At 64.5% G+C, this 15357-nt stretch carries 17 protein-coding genes; 8 read left to right on the forward strand and 9 right to left on the reverse strand.

The features are described from left to right. Positions 1 to 2: 2 nt before the first annotated feature. The 7 genes from AC07OK_RS12530 to AC07OK_RS12560 all read right to left on the reverse strand — a co-directional run bounded on the left by AC07OK_RS12530 (position 3) and on the right by AC07OK_RS12560 (position 6379). Positions 3 to 509, reverse strand: coding sequence for a GNAT family N-acetyltransferase (locus AC07OK_RS12530; RefSeq protein ID WP_494690620.1), 507 nt, complete (start codon positions 507 to 509; stop codon positions 3 to 5). Then, a complete protein-coding gene (locus AC07OK_RS12535) occupies positions 506 to 880 on the reverse strand; it encodes a type II toxin-antitoxin system TacA family antitoxin (protein ID WP_494690621.1) in 375 nt (124 codons plus the stop codon). The genes AC07OK_RS12530 and AC07OK_RS12535 overlap by 4 nt, the downstream gene beginning before the upstream one ends. Positions 881 to 971: 91 nt before the next feature. Continuing rightward, positions 972 to 1583, reverse strand: coding sequence for a M15 family metallopeptidase (locus AC07OK_RS12540; RefSeq protein ID WP_494690622.1), 612 nt, complete (start codon positions 1581 to 1583; stop codon positions 972 to 974). 17 nt (positions 1584 to 1600) lie between these two features. After that, positions 1601 to 2476 (reverse strand): N-acetylmuramoyl-L-alanine amidase, encoded by an 876-nt coding sequence (locus AC07OK_RS12545; RefSeq protein ID WP_494690814.1) that lies wholly within the window; start codon positions 2474 to 2476, stop codon positions 1601 to 1603. Positions 2477 to 2498: 22 nt separating this feature from the next. Next, complete coding sequence (locus AC07OK_RS12550) at positions 2499 to 3398, reverse strand: N-acetylglucosamine kinase (RefSeq protein ID WP_494690623.1); 900 nt, start codon at positions 3396 to 3398, stop codon at positions 2499 to 2501. 17 nt (positions 3399 to 3415) lie between these two features. Further along, positions 3416 to 5068, reverse strand: coding sequence for a glycoside hydrolase family 10-like protein (locus tag AC07OK_RS12555; RefSeq protein ID WP_494690624.1), 1653 nt, complete (start codon positions 5066 to 5068; stop codon positions 3416 to 3418). 42 nt (positions 5069 to 5110) lie between these two features. Continuing rightward, positions 5111 to 6379 (reverse strand): MFS transporter, encoded by a 1269-nt coding sequence (locus tag AC07OK_RS12560; RefSeq protein ID WP_494690625.1) that lies wholly within the window; start codon positions 6377 to 6379, stop codon positions 5111 to 5113. 64 nt (positions 6380 to 6443) lie between these two features. Between AC07OK_RS12560 and AC07OK_RS12565 the strand changes: the two genes are divergently transcribed. Together AC07OK_RS12565 and AC07OK_RS12570 are read left to right on the forward strand one after the other, a co-directional pair. Beyond that, positions 6444 to 6734 carry a type II toxin-antitoxin system TacA family antitoxin gene (locus AC07OK_RS12565; RefSeq protein ID WP_494690626.1) on the forward strand — a complete coding sequence of 97 codons (291 nt, stop codon included), beginning with the start codon at positions 6444 to 6446 and terminating at the stop codon, positions 6732 to 6734. Then, a complete protein-coding gene (locus tag AC07OK_RS12570) occupies positions 6731 to 7237 on the forward strand; it encodes a GNAT family N-acetyltransferase (protein ID WP_494690627.1) in 507 nt (168 codons plus the stop codon). The genes AC07OK_RS12565 and AC07OK_RS12570 overlap by 4 nt, the downstream gene beginning before the upstream one ends. Before the next feature lie 6 nt (positions 7238 to 7243). Here the strand turns inward: AC07OK_RS12570 and murQ are convergent, their stop codons facing one another. Both murQ and AC07OK_RS12580 read right to left on the reverse strand, forming a co-directional pair. Next, complete coding sequence (gene murQ, locus AC07OK_RS12575) at positions 7244 to 8125, reverse strand: N-acetylmuramic acid 6-phosphate etherase (protein WP_494690628.1); 882 nt, start codon at positions 8123 to 8125, stop codon at positions 7244 to 7246. A 10-nt stretch (positions 8126 to 8135) separates the two neighbouring features. Then, positions 8136 to 8876, reverse strand: coding sequence for a GntR family transcriptional regulator (locus AC07OK_RS12580; RefSeq protein WP_008443158.1), 741 nt, complete (start codon positions 8874 to 8876; stop codon positions 8136 to 8138). Between the two features lie 166 nt (positions 8877 to 9042). On the opposite strand from AC07OK_RS12580, the gene AC07OK_RS12585 reads away from it, so the two are divergent. Genes AC07OK_RS12585 through bioF form a run of 6 tightly spaced genes read left to right on the forward strand, consistent with a single transcriptional unit; the run spans position 9043 to position 15357 of the window. Continuing rightward, positions 9043 to 9477: a YchJ family protein gene (locus tag AC07OK_RS12585; protein WP_494690629.1), complete on the forward strand. Its 435-nt coding sequence runs from the start codon at positions 9043 to 9045 to the stop codon at positions 9475 to 9477. Between the two features lie 45 nt (positions 9478 to 9522). Beyond that, entirely contained in the window at positions 9523 to 11145 is a 1623-nt protein-coding gene (locus AC07OK_RS12590) for a carboxyl transferase domain-containing protein (protein ID WP_020703867.1), read from the forward strand. Between the two features lie 13 nt (positions 11146 to 11158). Next, positions 11159 to 12028, forward strand: coding sequence for a dienelactone hydrolase family protein (locus AC07OK_RS12595; RefSeq protein ID WP_494690630.1), 870 nt, complete (start codon positions 11159 to 11161; stop codon positions 12026 to 12028). Between the two features lie 2 nt (positions 12029 to 12030). Next, positions 12031 to 12816, forward strand: coding sequence for an enoyl-CoA hydratase/isomerase family protein (locus tag AC07OK_RS12600; RefSeq protein WP_494690631.1), 786 nt, complete (start codon positions 12031 to 12033; stop codon positions 12814 to 12816). A gap of 13 nt (positions 12817 to 12829) precedes the next feature. Then, on the forward strand, positions 12830 to 14170 hold the full coding sequence (gene bioA / locus AC07OK_RS12605) for an adenosylmethionine--8-amino-7-oxononanoate transaminase (RefSeq protein ID WP_494690632.1): 1341 nt from the start codon (positions 12830 to 12832) through the stop codon (positions 14168 to 14170). A gap of 2 nt (positions 14171 to 14172) precedes the next feature. Next, positions 14173 to 15357, forward strand: coding sequence for an 8-amino-7-oxononanoate synthase (gene bioF / locus AC07OK_RS12610; RefSeq protein ID WP_494690633.1), 1185 nt, complete (start codon positions 14173 to 14175; stop codon positions 15355 to 15357).

The following is a 15357-nucleotide window of genomic DNA, read 5'->3' on the forward strand; positions in this document are numbered from 1 at the left end:
CGCTAGGGAATACTCGTCATTGGAAGGAACATGGGCGATGGGTCAGGGCTTTTATTACCTTCCAATAGACTAAAGCCCAATTCTTCGTAGAAACTGACTGCTCCAGCATCGGCATCAAGATACATACCGAACGAGCCGACAGCCTCGGCAGCCAATTTGGCTGCCTTGAAAGCCTCTTTCATCAGTTGTTTGCCCAGGTTCCGCCCTTTGTACTGGCTGTCAACACCCAGCATAATGAGTCGAGTACACGGAATTTGTTTGGGCAGCGAACCGGGCGCAAGTGCTGCGAGCGAAGGCAAACCAATTGAGTGCTGGCCTATCGTGAAAAAACCAACAAATCGACCCGCTTGCGACTGATCGGTAAGCACATAGGCTACACAGACTCCTTTTCTCACTTGTGATTTAAGTGAGTCATGCGCGAACTTATTAATAACCGCATGTCCACAATCAAACTTCTTTTGACCAGAGTAAGTAAGGTTCGGATCGTACTTCGAAAAACCGATAGTCATGCCTTATTCAAATCCGGCAAGGACATCAACTCACGCATCGCCTTCGTGGGTTGGCCAGGTTCCGATTGCAGTAAGCGGGCCAGCGCCTCCTGCCCGTCTCTGCTGAGCATAATGGCCCTATGTTCAGCCACAACCTTACGAGCCTTTTCCATAGCGGTATTCAAGATGAACGCCGTCAAATCCGTGCCATCCAGTGCCGCAGCCAGACTAAGCAACTCCTTTGCCGCATCAGTGGTCTTGAGCTCCATTCGCGCGCGCTTCAGCGGTGCGCTCAACGAAAAGGCCTCGGCAGTGCCCGATTGAGCTTGTGCTCGCTTTAAAGTAGTTTTCGTCATTGGCTTGCCCTCCACGGCAATTTCTTGCAAAGCCATACGGCTATCAGCCCGATTTTAGCCTTCACCAAAGATACGGCCAATGGCCGTACATGTCAATATCAATGGCCCCGCTCAAAACCCGTAGCTGTCAAAGTACGCGGATGTAGTCGCGGCGCACCTGCAAACGGTCGCCGCAATCGAAGTGCCACCATTCGCTGTTGATGCCGACCCAGCCGGCCTGGAACATCGCGTCGCGCAGCAATTGCCGGTTGGCGATCTGCTGCGCGGTCAATTCGCCGCGCGCCAGCAGCTTGGCCTCCAGCGCGGGATGCGAGCGTTCGGACAAGTCATCGAAGCCGGTGCCCATGTCCAGCTCGCGGCCTTGCGCGTCGAGCAAAGTCAGGTCCAGTGCCATGCCAAAGGAATGGATCGAGCCGCGCTCGGGATCGGCGATGTAGCCCAGCAGCTCCGTGCCTTGCAGCGCCAGCCACAGCTGCTCCTGCACGCGCTGCGGACGCAGGGCGTCCAGCACCAGCACCTTGCAGTCGGGCCGCCGTTCGGCCAGCCATGCCACCACCTTCTCCAGCGCCGCCGCCGCATGCTTGTGCAGCCAGGCGCAATCGAGCGGCGAATACAAATCGCGGCCGACAAAATTGTCCGGTGTGGCGTAGCGCAGTTCGACGGCGATGCCGTCCATGCCGGCTAGACGCCGGAAATCGGGATGGCCGGCAATTTCTTCACAGGTGATGGTGAAAGCCATGCGGCGCTCCCAACGGATTATTCGGTCGGCACGGTGCCTGGCGCCGGTTGCGGCGGCGGCATCACGGTCGGCGGGATCGCCATCTGCATGACTGGCAGCGGGCTGGTCAGCACATCAAGAATGGCCGCCGATTCCGCATCCGGCACGCCGTCATACAGCGACTGCCGATACTTGGACTGGAACACCACCATCACATTGCGGGTGGCCAGGTCCAGCTCGCCCGTCTGCGGCACCGCGTAGCCATGCTGGGCCAGCTTGCGCTGGAACCATGCCACGTCCGGCAACTGCTCCTGGTACCCCGGCAGGCGCGCCGCCACGCGGCTCGCTTCCGGCCACGCGACCAGGCCGGCGTCGGCCAGCTGCTTCCATGGGAACATCGGACCGGGGTCCTGCTTGCGCTGCGGCGCGATATCGTTGTGGCCGAGGATGTTTTCCGGCTTGATGTCGTGGCGCGCGACGATCTGCTTCAACAGCAAAATCAGCTGGTCGATCTGCGCCTGCGGAAACGGCGCGTACACGCGGCCCTGCGGCGTTTCGACAAAGCCCGGATTGACGATCTCGATGCCTATCGATGCCGAATTGAGCTGGTTGTAGATCTTCCAGCTGCTCAAGCCGGCGTGGTTGGCCTGGCGCGACTCGTCCACCAGCGTGTAGAAGAAGGGCTGCTCCGTATCGGTCAGCAGGTAGTGCGCGCTGACTTCCTGCTGGGTCAGGATCTTGATCGAACGCGGCAGGTCGCTGACCGTGTAGTGGATGATGATGTACTTGATGCGGTCGCTCTGGCTGCGCGCGCTCAGCGTGGTGTCGAGGCGCGGTCCGGCGGGCGGCGCGGTGGCGCAGCCGGCCAGCAAGGCGACGGCGGTGGACAGGGCGGCAAGCGGGAGGATCTTCATCATTGGCGGTCTCGGCAGCGGTTCAATTCCGTGAGTGTAGAGCAATGCGGGCCGCAGCGTGGTGCGACTGTGCTTCTTTTTGCCGCAGCGACAGTTCCGGCGGCAGCGCCGCGCGCATCGCCTGCGCGATCAGCGGATGCAGCATGGCGGCCCGGCCGCTCAGCACCAGCGGACGCGGACCGTAGCGGCCCACCAGCGCCAGCGCGATGCGCGCGAGCTCCTGGCCGGCTTGTTCGAGGATGGCGCGCGCCACCGGATCGGCCTCGGCGCTGGCGGCCACGGCCAGGGCGAGGCGGCCGATGGCGCCCCGGTCCTGGCCGTAGATGAACTGGCGCGACAAGGCCCAGTCGCTGCCGCCGACCTGCTCGAACACCGCGCGCGCCATCGCCGACTGCTGCCACGCACCGGGCTGCTCGTCCTCCAGCCGCCAGATGTGGCGCATCGCTTCGCGCGCGATCCAGAAGCCGCCGCCGCCGTCGTCCAATGTGACGCCACGGCCGCCGGCGCGGTGGAACTCGCCATCCTCGGCGATCCAGGCGGCGATGGAGCCGGTGCCGGCGTAGACCAGGTAGCCTTCGCCGGGAGCGAAGCTGTCGAGGTAGGCGATTTCCACGTCGTTGCGCAGCGCGACCGCCGGCGGCGCCACTTGCAGCAGTTCCGCCAGCCATTGCGCGGGCAGCGTGGCCAGGCCGTCAAAGCCGGTCAGGCCGGCGCACACGCCGTGCGGCTTGCCCACCGCCAGCACCTGCGTCGCCAGCATCGAGAAGATGCCGCGCACCGCATCGCGGCCGGCGGTGTTGCCCATCTGCGTGGCCGACATGCCGGCCACCGCGCCCTCGGCCACGATCGCGCCTGCCGCGTCGGCCAATGCCCAGCGGGTTTGCGTGCCGCCCGCGTCGATGCCCAGTCCCAGCTCGCCCATGTTTCGCTCCGTGTTAGTTAGCGCATGACGCTGATACGTTCGCTTTCATTGCCCAGGCGGTCGATGGCGCTGACCACCACCGCCTGCGCCGCGCCGGCCGTCGCGTCGTCCGGCAACAGCAGCACCGGACGGGAGGCGGGCGCCACCGCGAAGCGCCATTCCGAACCGTAGCGCGACCAGATCGCGTAATGCGCGACCGGCTTGCCGGCGCCGGCGGACAGCCTCAGCCCCACGCCATTGCCTTCGCGCCGCACGGCGACGCTCGGCGCAAGCGGCAGCTCCGAGCCCAGCCACGGACTGGCCGGGGCCAGCGCGGCCGTCTGGTACGTCTGCGTGCGCAGTTGATCGGCGATGCCCTTGCGGTTGTCCATCAGCGCCGCGATGCTGAAGTGCAGGTGGCCCTGCACGCCGGCGCGGCTGCGCGTCACGACTATCTGCTTGACGATCTCTTCCGGCGCGAACGCCTTGGCGCTGTTGTCGATGCGGCTGGTGTACAGGCCCGGCCAGACGTGGCGCGCGCGGGTGTTCTGCGCCAGCCAGTAGTCGAGCAGCACGTCGAACGCCTGCGGCGCCTGCGCCACCGGCCAGTACAGCTGCGGCGCCAGGTAGTCGAGCCAGCCGTTGGCCAGCCACAGTTCGGCGTCCGCATACAACTTGTCGTACTGGCTGAAGCCGACGATGCCGGCCGGGCGCCGGTCCGGACGGCCGATGCCGAACGGGCTGATGCCGAAGCGCACCCAGCTCTTTTCCTTGTGGATGCCGAGGTACATCGCCTCGATCAGCGCATTGACGTTCTGGCGACGCCAGCCGGCGCGGTCCAGCGTGCCGCCGCCCAGCAGATAGTGCTGCCACGACGGCTGGTCCGGGAACTCCAGCTCCTGCTTCTGGCCGACGCCGGCGTCCAGCGCCACGCCTTCCGGGCCGGCCGCGCTGGCGACGCTGTCGATCGGGTAGGGATAGAAATAATCGTCGATGTGAACGCCGTCGATATCGTAGCGGCGCACCACGTCCAGCACCACGTCCAGCGTGTGCTGCGAGGCGGCGGCCTCGCCCGGATCCATCCACAGGTAGCGGCCGTAGGATTTGACCACCTCGGGATTGGTGCTGCCGATGTGGTTGCGCGCCAGCGGCGACTTGGCCGTGGCGTGGCGGGCGCGGTAGGGATTGAACCAGGCGTGCAGCTCCAGCCCGCGCGCGTGCGCCTGCTCGATCCAGAATTGCAGCGGATCCCAGGCGGTGGCGGGCGCGCGGCCCTGCTGGCCGGTCAGGAACTCGGACCACGGCTCCAGTTCGGACGGGTAGATCGCATCCGCGCTCGGCCGCACTTGCAACACGATGGCGTTCAGGTTCAGCGCCTGCGCGCGGTCGAGGATGGCGAGCGCTTCGGCCTGCTGCTTGGCCATGGTCAGGTTGCTGCGGCTGGGCCAATCGATGTTGGCCACGGTCGACACCCACGCTGCGCGGAACTCGCGCGGCGCCGGCGGCGGCATGTTCATATCGAAAGGCGCCGCCGGCGCAGGGACGCCAGCCGCCGGTGGGCGGGGCGTGGCGCCGGTGGGCGGGACAGGCGTGATCGGTGTGCTGGAACAACCGTCCAGCAGCGCGGCCAGGGCGCCGGCCATGCCGGCGGTCAGCGTCAGCCGCTTCTTTGCATTAAAAACCAAAACCATTCCCCGAGTCTGTTGAGCACCGTATTGTAATGCGCTGCGCGATTATTTCTTGCCGAACTCTGCATCGATCCGTACCAGCGCCGTCATGGCGAACGCGGGCAGCGTCGAAATGCAGGCCCAGATGAAGAAATGTTGATAACCCAGGTGCTGCTGTATCCAGCCGCTGACCATGCCCGGCAACATCATGCCGAGGGCCATGAAGCCGGTGCAGATGGCGTAGTGCGCGGTCTTGTGCTCGCCGTCCGCCACCAGCACCATGTACAGCATGAAAGCCGAGAAGCCGAAGCCGTAGCCGAACTGCTCCACCGCCAGGCAGGCGGAGATCAGCACGGTGTTGGTCGGCAGCGCGATGGCCAGGTAGACGAACACCAGGTCCGGCACGTGCATGATGAACACCATCGGCAGCAGGCTGCGCTTGAGGCCGAAGCGGGAAATCACCACGCCGCCGCTCAAGCCGCCCAGCACCAGCGCGCACACGCCGACGGTGCCGTAGACCACGCCGAAGGTCTCGGTGCTCAGGCCGAGTCCACCCTGTGCGCGCGGATCGAGCAGGAAGGGCGCCGCCATCTTCAGCAGTTGCGCCTCGCCGAGACGGTACAGCAGCAGGAAGCCCAGCGTGGCCTTGATGCCCGGCTTCTGGAAGAAACTGTGGAAGGTGCGCAGGAAATCCTGCCACAGCGCGCCGCCGCCGGCATGGCTGCGGTCGGAATCGGGACGGGGCAGGATCAACTGGTGATAGGCGCTCAAGGCCAGCATCAAGGCCGCCATCAAGCAGAACACCACCGACCAGGCCCATGCCGGATCGCCGCTGGACGTGGCCAGCTTGCCGGCCAGGTAGACCAGGCCGCCTTGTCCGGAGATCATCGCCAGCTTGTAGAACGCGCTGCGCACGCCGACGAACGCGGCCTGCTGGTGCTGGGTCGGCAGGCCGAGCATGTAGTAGCCGTCGGAGGCGATATCGTGGGTGGCCGAGCTGAACGCCATCAGCCACAGCAAGGCCAGACTCATGCGGAAGAACTCGGGCAGGTGCAAGGTCAGCGCCACGGAGGCCAGCGCCGCGCCGGTCAGCAACTGCAGCAGGACGATCCAGCGCCGCTTGGTGCCGAACAGCTCCACGATGGGCGACCACAACGGCTTGATCACCCACGGCAGGTACAGCCAAGCGGTATAAAACGCCAGATCGGTATTGGACACACCGAGATTCTTGTACATCACCGTCGACAACATCATCACCGCGACGTAGGGCACAGCCTGGCTAAATGAAATACTAGGCACCCAAGCCCAGGCACTGCGTTGTTGCGCTCGATCCATACATCCTTCGATTTTGTTCGGCAAAATTCGGACTACAATACAGACAGCCATCGGAGATCGAGACATGTCCACGCCAGCCGATACCCAAAGCAAGCCAGAAACGCTCACCATACGCATGGGTTCAGAAGAACGCAACCTCATCGAGCGCGCCGCCAAAGCCTCTGGCAAAAATCGCAACGATTTCATCCTCGATGCCTTGCGGCGCGCAGCAGACGACGCACTGCTGGACCAAGTCAACATTATCGCAACGCCAGAAGCCTACGCGGAGTTCCTGGCAAGGCTGGACATGCCCCCTGCGCCCAACGCACACTTGCTTAAAACCATGCAAACCAAGGCGCCTTGGGACAAAAAATGATCATACGGTCACCGGAGCCGATAACCAGCCTACATGCGACCAATCGCTTTTCGTGCGGAGTCGATAGCCTGGATGTTTGGCTTAACCGTCGCGCCATGCCAAATCAGGCGAGCGGCGCATCGCGTACCTTTGTCATCTGCCAGGGGAAAAGCGTTGTCGCATATTACGCGCTAGCGGCAAGCGCCATCAGCGCCAGCGCGGCCGCAGGATCTTTTCGTCGCAACATGCCTGATCCCATTCCAGTCGTGCTGCTCGGACGCCTCGCCATCGACCGACGCCTGCAAGGAAAAATGCTTGGGCGCGCATTGGTTCGCGATGCCAGCCATCGCATTCTGCAAGCCGCCGAAGCAATCGGCATCCGCGGCGTCATTACCCACGCGCTGACACCTGCGGCCAAATCGTTTTACGAGCGGGTCGGCTTCGCTGTTTCGCCGCTGGACACTTTGACGCTGATGATCACGCTATCGGATTTAGCCGCAGCGATGACGGCGCCCCGCAGCTAAACATAATCACGGCTTCAAGGCGCGGCGGACATTGCCGTCCGTTGCGTCGAGCAGGTTTTGTGCTTCTTCGATGGAGGTGTTTTTCAGCAGCGCGACGATGGCGACTTTGACCTGGAACTGGCAGCGCTCCAGCACGCCGCGCGCGACGTCGGCTTCGACGCCGGTGGCGTGCATGGTCAGCCGCACCGCGCGCTCGACCAGCTTGGCATTGGTGGCGTGCATGTCCACCATCAGGTTGCCGTAGACCTTGTTCAGCCTCACCATCAAGGCGCTCGACAAGGTGTTCAACACGATCTTCTGCGCCGTGCCCGCCTTCAGCCGCGTGCTGCCGGAGATCACTTCCGAGCCTGTGTCGATGGTGATGCCGATATCGGCGCCCGCCGTCAGCGGCGTGCCGACGTTGTTGGCGATGCCGACCGTCAAAGCGCCCACCGTGCGCGCCGCCTGCAAGGCGCCCAGCACATATGGCGTGGTGCCCGACGCGGCCACCAGCAACACCACGTCGTTGTAGACCGGATAGAGCAGCCGCAGATCGGAAGCGCCCTTGGCGCGATCATCCTCCGCCCCCTCCACCGCCTCGAACATGGCGCCGAGGCCGCCGGCCAGCAGGGCAATGGCGCGCTCGTGCGGCCAGGAGAAAGTAGGGAACAGCTCCACGCTGTCAAGTATGCCCAGCCGCCCCGACGTGCCGGCGCCGACATAGATCAACCGTCCGCCGGCGGCGATGCGCGGCGTCATCGACTGCACGGCGGCGGTGATGCTGGGCTCGGCGGCTTGCACCGCCCGCAGCGCGCGCGTCTGGTCCTCGACCAACGCCGCCACCAATGCCTCAACCGAATATTGATCCAGCTGCGCGTGCTGCGTACTCGGCGTTTCGGTTTTTAGCATAGGTTGTGCGTTACGTTGCGCGACGCATCTCCGCGACGAAGTCATAGTGATCGCTGTGGCAATACGAATGCGTCAGCTCCATCGCCTCGCCCGATTCCAGATAGGCGATACGGGTAATGTACAGCACCGCCTGCCCCTCGGGAACACCCAGTTGCTTGGCCAGCTCGGCCGAGGCGTTCATCGCGCGGATGTGCTGCAAGGCGCGCGCCGGCGCCTGGCCTATGCTTTCCAGGTACTGGTACAGCGAGGCGCCGACCGCGTTCGGGTCGTTGAGCACGGTCTGCGGCAGCACCGACACCTCATACGCCATCACCACGTCGTCGGCCAGGCGCAGGCGCTCCAGCCGCGCCACCTTGGAATACGGCGACAGGCCCAGGCTCAGCTGCTCTTCCGGCGTCGGCGTCACCACCGCGCGCTTGAGCCAGCGCGAACCGGGGATGTGGCCGCGCTGCTGCAATTGTTCGGAAAAACTGGTCAGGTTGGACAGCGGCTGCTCGATGCGCGGCGCAATATAATTGCCCGATCCGCGACGGCGCACCACCAATCCCTGGTCCACCAGCTGGTCGATGGCCTTGCGCGCGGTCACCCGCGACACGTTCAGCAACTCCGACAAGGTCCGTTCGGACGGCAGCGCCTGGTCCACCTGGTAGCGGCCGTTATGCACATCATCGCTTAATTTGCGGGCAATTTGCATGTACAGCGGCGTACTGTCATTGGCATCCGCCTTGAATTCAAAACTGGTCTGGCTCATTCAAATCTCCTCACGCCTCTAGTGTAATAGCGTTACAGAAAACATGTACGCATCAGGACGTTGAAAATAACAATATTTGTACACATAGCATAACGGCAAGCCCGGCGGAATGCGGCTATTTGGCGGATAATGCTGGATCGCCACACCAGCCCGACCACCTGAATTCATGTCCAAGAAGTCCACCGCACCCGCGGCCTGCCCCTGCGGCGGCCCCTCCCTGGCAAGCTGCTGCGGCCCGTATATCGACGGCGCGGCCATCCCGCCGACCGCCGAAACGCTGATGCGCTCGCGCTATACCGCCTATGTGCAGCGCAACGAGCCCTACCTGATGGCAACCTGGCACGCCAGCACCCGTCCGGCCGAGCCGATTATGAGCCAAGAAGAAAAATTGCAGTGGCTGGGACTTGAGGTAAAATCTGCTTTACGTTTACGTCAACGTAAAGCAGGAGACACCGACCCGACCAGGGATACGGTGGAGTTTGTCGCCCGGTTCAAGACCAATGGCCGGGCGCAGCGCCTGCACGAGATCAGTCATTTTGTCCGCGAGCCGGCCGAAGGCGGGCTGCGCTGGTTTTACGTTGACGGTAGTTTTCCAGAATAAATCATCAGGACGCGGCGGAGACACCGCGCAGAAAAAGGAAAAGCAATGCCGCAGATCGAAAGCAAACTCAATCCCCGCAGCGAGGATTTCAAAGCCAACGTGGCCGCCATGCAGGCCGTCGTCGATGACCTGCGCGACAAGGTCGCCAAGATCGCCCTCGGTGGCGGCGAGGCGGCATCGGCCAAGCATGTCGCCCGCGGCAAACTGCTGCCGCGCGACCGCGTGCAGATGCTGCTCGATCCCGGCACGCCCTTCCTCGAACTGTCGCAGATGGCGGCCTACGGCATGTACCAGGACGCCAACGGCGCCGACGCCGCACCGGCGGCCGGCATCATCACCGGCATCGGCCGCGTGGCCGGCCAGGAGTGCGTGATCGTCTGTAACGACGCCACCGTCAAGGGCGGCACCTACTACCCGATCACGGTCAAGAAACACCTGCGCGCGCAGGAAATCGCCGACCAGAACAACCTGCCGTGCATCTATCTGGTCGATTCGGGCGGCGCCAACCTGCCCAACCAGGACGACGTCTTCCCGGACCGCGACCACTTCGGCCGCATCTTCTACAACCAGGCCAACCTGTCGGCCAAGGGCATCCCGCAGATCGCCGTGGTGATGGGTTCCTGCACCGCCGGCGGCGCCTACGTGCCGGCGATGAGCGACGAATCGATCATCGTCAAGGAACAGGGCACCATCTTCCTCGGCGGCCCGCCGCTGGTGAAGGCCGCCACCGGCGAAGTCGTCACCGCTGAAGACCTGGGCGGCGGCGATGTCCACACCCGTTTGTCCGGCGTGGCCGACCACCTGGCGCAGAACGATCTGCACGCGCTGTCGCTGGCGCGCACCATCGTCTCGAATCTGAACCGCACCAAGCCGCAGCAGGGCGCGTTGCGCGAGGCGGCGGAACCGAAGTACGCCACCGAGGAACTGTACGGCGTGATCCCGGTCGACACCCGCAAGCCCTTCGATGTGCGCGAAGTGATCGCCCGCATCGTCGACGGCAGCGAGTTCGATGAATTCAAGGCGCGCTATGGCACCACCCTGATCTGCGGCTTCGCCCACATCTTCGGCATGAAGGTCGGCATCATCGCCAACAACGGCATCCTGTTCTCCGAGTCCGCGCTGAAGGGAGCGCACTTCATCGAGCTGTGCGCGCAGCGCAAGATCCCGCTGGTGTTCCTGCAAAATATCACCGGCTTCATGGTCGGCCGCAAATACGAAAACGAAGGCATCGCCCGCAACGGCGCCAAGATGGTGACCGCTGTCGCCACCGCCGCCGTGCCGAAGTTCACCGTCATCATCGGCGGCAGCTTCGGCGCCGGCAACTACGGCATGTGCGGCCGCGCGTTCTCGCCGCGCTTCATGTGGATGTGGCCCAACGCCCGCATCTCCGTCATGGGCGGCGACCAGGCCGCATCGGTGCTGGCCACGGTCAAGCGCGACGGCATCGAAGGCAAGGGCGGCTCGTGGACGGCAGAAGAAGAAGCCGCGTTCAAGCAGCCGATCAAGGACCAGTACGAGCACCAGGGCCACCCGTACTACGCCACCGCGCGCCTGTGGGACGACGGCGTGATCGACCCGGCCGACACCCGCATGGTGCTGGGCCTGGGCCTGTCCGCCGCGCTCAATGCCGAAATCCCGGACACCAAGTTCGGCGTCTTCAGGATGTAAGCAGACGATGACCATGCAGACCCGATACCGACACGGACTGGCAGCGCTGCTGCTGGCGGCGGCTTGCGCCTCGGCGCAGGCCGGCCCGTTGCCGGTGGTCGATGCGAGCATGGGCGAGCAGGTCATCGCCATCCCCGCCAAGATAGCCGGCGCCGATATCGGCCTGCAAACCACCATCTACAAACCGCCGGGCGACGGCCCGTTTCCGGTGCTGTTCATGAACCACGGCAAAGCCGCCGGCGACGCGCACCAGCAGCAACGGGCGCGCTACCCGGTCATCAGCCGCGAGTTCGTCAAGCGCGGCTACGCGGTGGTAATCCCGATGCGGCTCGGTTTTTCCGGCTCGGGCGGCACCTACGTCAACTCGCACTGCCGCGCCAAGGAGAATGGCGAGGACCAGGCCTCGTCGCTGTACGCGGCGATGGCCTACGTGATGAAGCAGCCATGGGCGGACCAGCAGCATGTGATCCTGGCCGGCCAGTCGCACGGCGGCCTGACGGCGATCGCCGCCGGCAGCCATAACATCAGCGGCGTGCAGGGCATTATCAACTTCGCCGGTGGCGTCAACAGCCGCTCGCACTGCGACTGGAAGGCCGCGCTGGTCGACGCCTTCAAGGCCTACGGAGCGGTCAGCACCACGCCGAGCATCTGGTTCTACGGCGCCAACGACCAGCACTTCGGCCCCGCGCTGGCGGCCGATATGTACGCGGCCTACACCGCAGGCGGCGGCAAGGTGCAGCTGGTGGCCTACGGACCGTTCAAGCGCGACGCGCACGGCATGAGCTCCAGCCCGGACGGCGTCGCCATCTGGCTGCCGGAGACCACGCGCTTCCTGCAAAGCGTCGGCATGCCGACCGAAATCAAATACACGATCAAGGACTAGAGATGAGCTTTACCACGCTGACCATCAGCCGCGAAGGCAAGGTCGCCACCGTCACGCTGAACCGCCCGGACGTGCGCAACGCCTTCAACGAAACCACCATCGCCGAGATCACGCAAGCCTTCGGCGAGCTCGGTGCGGAAGAAGACCTGCGCGCGATTGTGCTGGCGGCGAACGGCCCGGCCTTCTGCGCCGGCGCCGACTTGAACTGGATGAAAAAAATGGCGGGCTACACGCACGCCGAAAACCATGCCGACGCTCTGCAACTGGCGGAGATGCTGCGCACGATCTACCTGTGTCCCAAGCCCGTGGTGGCCAAGGTGCAGGGCGATTGCTATGCCGGCGGCATGGGGCTGGTCTCCGCGTGCGACATCATCGTCGCGGTCGACCAGGCCAATTTCTGCCTGAGCGAAGTGAAACTGGGACTGATCCCCGCCACCATTTCGCCGTATGTGATCAAAGCCATGGGCGAGAACGCGTCGCGCCGCTACTTCCTGACCGCCGAGCGATTCAGCGCGCAGGAAGCGCTGCGCATCGGCTTCGCGCACGAAGTGGTGGCCGCCGACGCGCTCGACGCCAAGGTGGCGGAGATCGTCAAGGCGCTGGTCAACAACAGCCCGAACGCCGTGCAGCAAGCCAAGGTGCTGGTGCGCGACGTGGTTGGGCAAACCGTCAACGATGCGCTGCTGGCCGATACCGCCGAGCGCATCGCCCATATCCGCGCCTCGGAACAGGGCCGCGAAGGCGTGGCCTCGTTCCTGGAGAAGCGCAAACCGTCATGGTTGAATTGAGTTTGGAGCAGTTTTGGAATTGAATAAACAAAGCGACTGGGTCGCGCGCAGCCTGCGCAGCGTATGGCATCCGTGCACCCAGATGCAGCACCATGCGCAGTTGGATAACCCTGTGCCCCTGATCCCGGTCAAGAGCGGCAAGGGCGCGTGGCTGTACGACCATGAAGGCCGCCGCTACCTCGATGCGATCAGCTCCTGGTGGGTGAACCTGTTTGGCCATGCCAACCCGCGCATCAACGCCGCGCTGAAGGACCAGCTGGACACGCTGGAACACGCCATGCTGGCCGGCTTCACGCACGAACCGGTGATCGAACTGTCGGAAAAACTGTCGGCGCTGACCGGCCATGTGCTCGGCCACAGCTTCTACGCCAGCGACGGCGCATCGGCGGTGGAAATCGCGCTGAAGATGAGCTTCCACTCCTGGCGCAACAACGGCAAGAGCGGCAAGCAGGAATTCGTCTGCCTCAAGGGCAGCTACCACGGCGAGACCATCGGCGCGCTGGCCGTGACCGACGTCGCCCTGTTCAAGGACGCTTACGGCCCGCTGCTGCGCGCCTCGCAGACGGTGATGTCGCCGGATGCCCGCAACGCCGGGGATGGCGAAACCGCCGAAGACATGGCCCGCAAAGCCGCCGCCGACGTTGAGCGCCTATTCATCGAACGCGCCGACAAGATAGCCGCCATCATCATCGAACCGCTGGTGCAATGTGCCACCGGCATGGCGATGCACGACCCGCTGTATCTGAAGTTGGTGCGCAAACTGTGCGACCGCCATTCCGTTCACCTGATCCTCGACGAAATCGCCGTCGGCTGCGGCCGCACCGGCACCTTCTTCGCCTGCGAACAGGCCGACGTGTGGCCGGACTTCCTGTGCCTGTCCAAGGGCATCAGCGGCGGCTACCTGCCGCTGTCGCTGGTGATGACGCGCGACGAGATCTACCAGTCCTTCTACAGCAACGACGTCACGCGCGGCTTCCTGCACTCGCACTCGTACACCGGCAACCCGCTGGCCTGCCGCGCCGCGTTGGCGACGCTGCAGATCTTCGAGGAAGACGATGTGCTGGCCGCCAACCGCGTGAAGGCCGCGCGCCTGACCGCAGCGCTGCAACCGCTGGCCCAGCACCAGCAGGTGCGCAACTTCCGCCAGCGCGGCATGATCTGGGCCTTCGACGCCATCGACGCCACGCCGGACTTCTCGCGCCGCTTCTTCGCCACTGCGGTGGAGCACGAGCTGCTAATGCGCCCCATCGGTTCCACCGTCTACATGATGCCGCCGTATATCCTCAACGACGAGGAAATCGACGGCCTGGCCGCCAACACGCTGGCCGTGTTCGACAAAGTGATGGCGGGCTGACCATGGAAATGCTGAATCAACTCAAGCAGCAGCTGCAGGCGCTGGCAGAACAGGACCTGATCCGCACGCGCCGCACGGTCGACACGCCCTGCGGTCCGCGCGTATCGGTGGACGGCCGCGAACTGCTGGCCTTCTGCACCAACGACTACCTCGGCCTGGCCAATCACCGCAGCATCAAACTCGCGCTGCAGGAAGGCGCGGCGATGTACGGCGTCGGCAGCGGCGCCTCGCACCTGATCAGCGGCCACGGTCGCGCCCACGCCATGCTGGAAGAGCGGCTGGTGGAATTCGTCGGCGCCCATCTGGTGTCGCCGCGCGCGCTCACCTTCTGCACCGGCTACATGGCCAACCTGGCCATCGTCACCGGCCTGACCGCCGCCGACCGCGATGCCGACATTTTCTCCGAATCGCTGAACCACGCCTCGCTGATCGACGGCGCCCGCCTGTCGCGCGCCAACGTCAAGGTCTACCCGCATGCCGACCTAAAAGCGCTGGCCCAGCTGCTGGCCGCGTCCAAGGCCGCTACCAAGCTGGTAGTGACGGACAGCGTCTTCAGCATGGATGGCGACCTGGCGCCGCTGCCGCAGCTGCTGGCTTTGTGCGAACAATACGGCGCCTGGCTGGTGGTGGACGACGCCCACGGCTTCGGCACCTTGGGCGACAACGGCCACGGCGCGCTGGAACACTTCAATCTGCGCTCGCCCAACCTGGTCTATATGGGCACGCTGGGCAAGGCGGCCGGCGTCAGCGGCGCTTTCGTCGCCGCGCACGAGACGGTGATCGAAACGCTGATCCAGAAGGCCCGCCCCTACATCTTCACCACCGCCACGCCGCCGGCGCTGGCGCACGCGCTGCTGACCAGCCTTGAGCTGCTGGAAGGCGACGAAGGCCGCAACCGCCGCGCACAGCTGCAAGCTTTGGTGGCACAATTGGACGATGGCCTGCGCCTGAAGCGCTGGCAGCGCCTGCCCTCGATGACTGCGATCCAGCCCATCCTGATCGGCGATAATGCCGAGACCATGCGCGCCGGCGCGGCCCTGTACGAACAGGGTCTGTGGGTCGGCACCATCCGTCCGCCGACCGTGGCCCCGGGCACCTCGCGCCTGCGCGTGACGCTGTCCGCAGGGCATAGCAGCATGGAAGTCGCGAAACTGATAGCCGCGATCAATGCATTGGAAAGGACTTGA

The sequence above is a fragment of the Duganella sp. GW821-FHT07G03 genome (genome assembly GCF_059418605.1).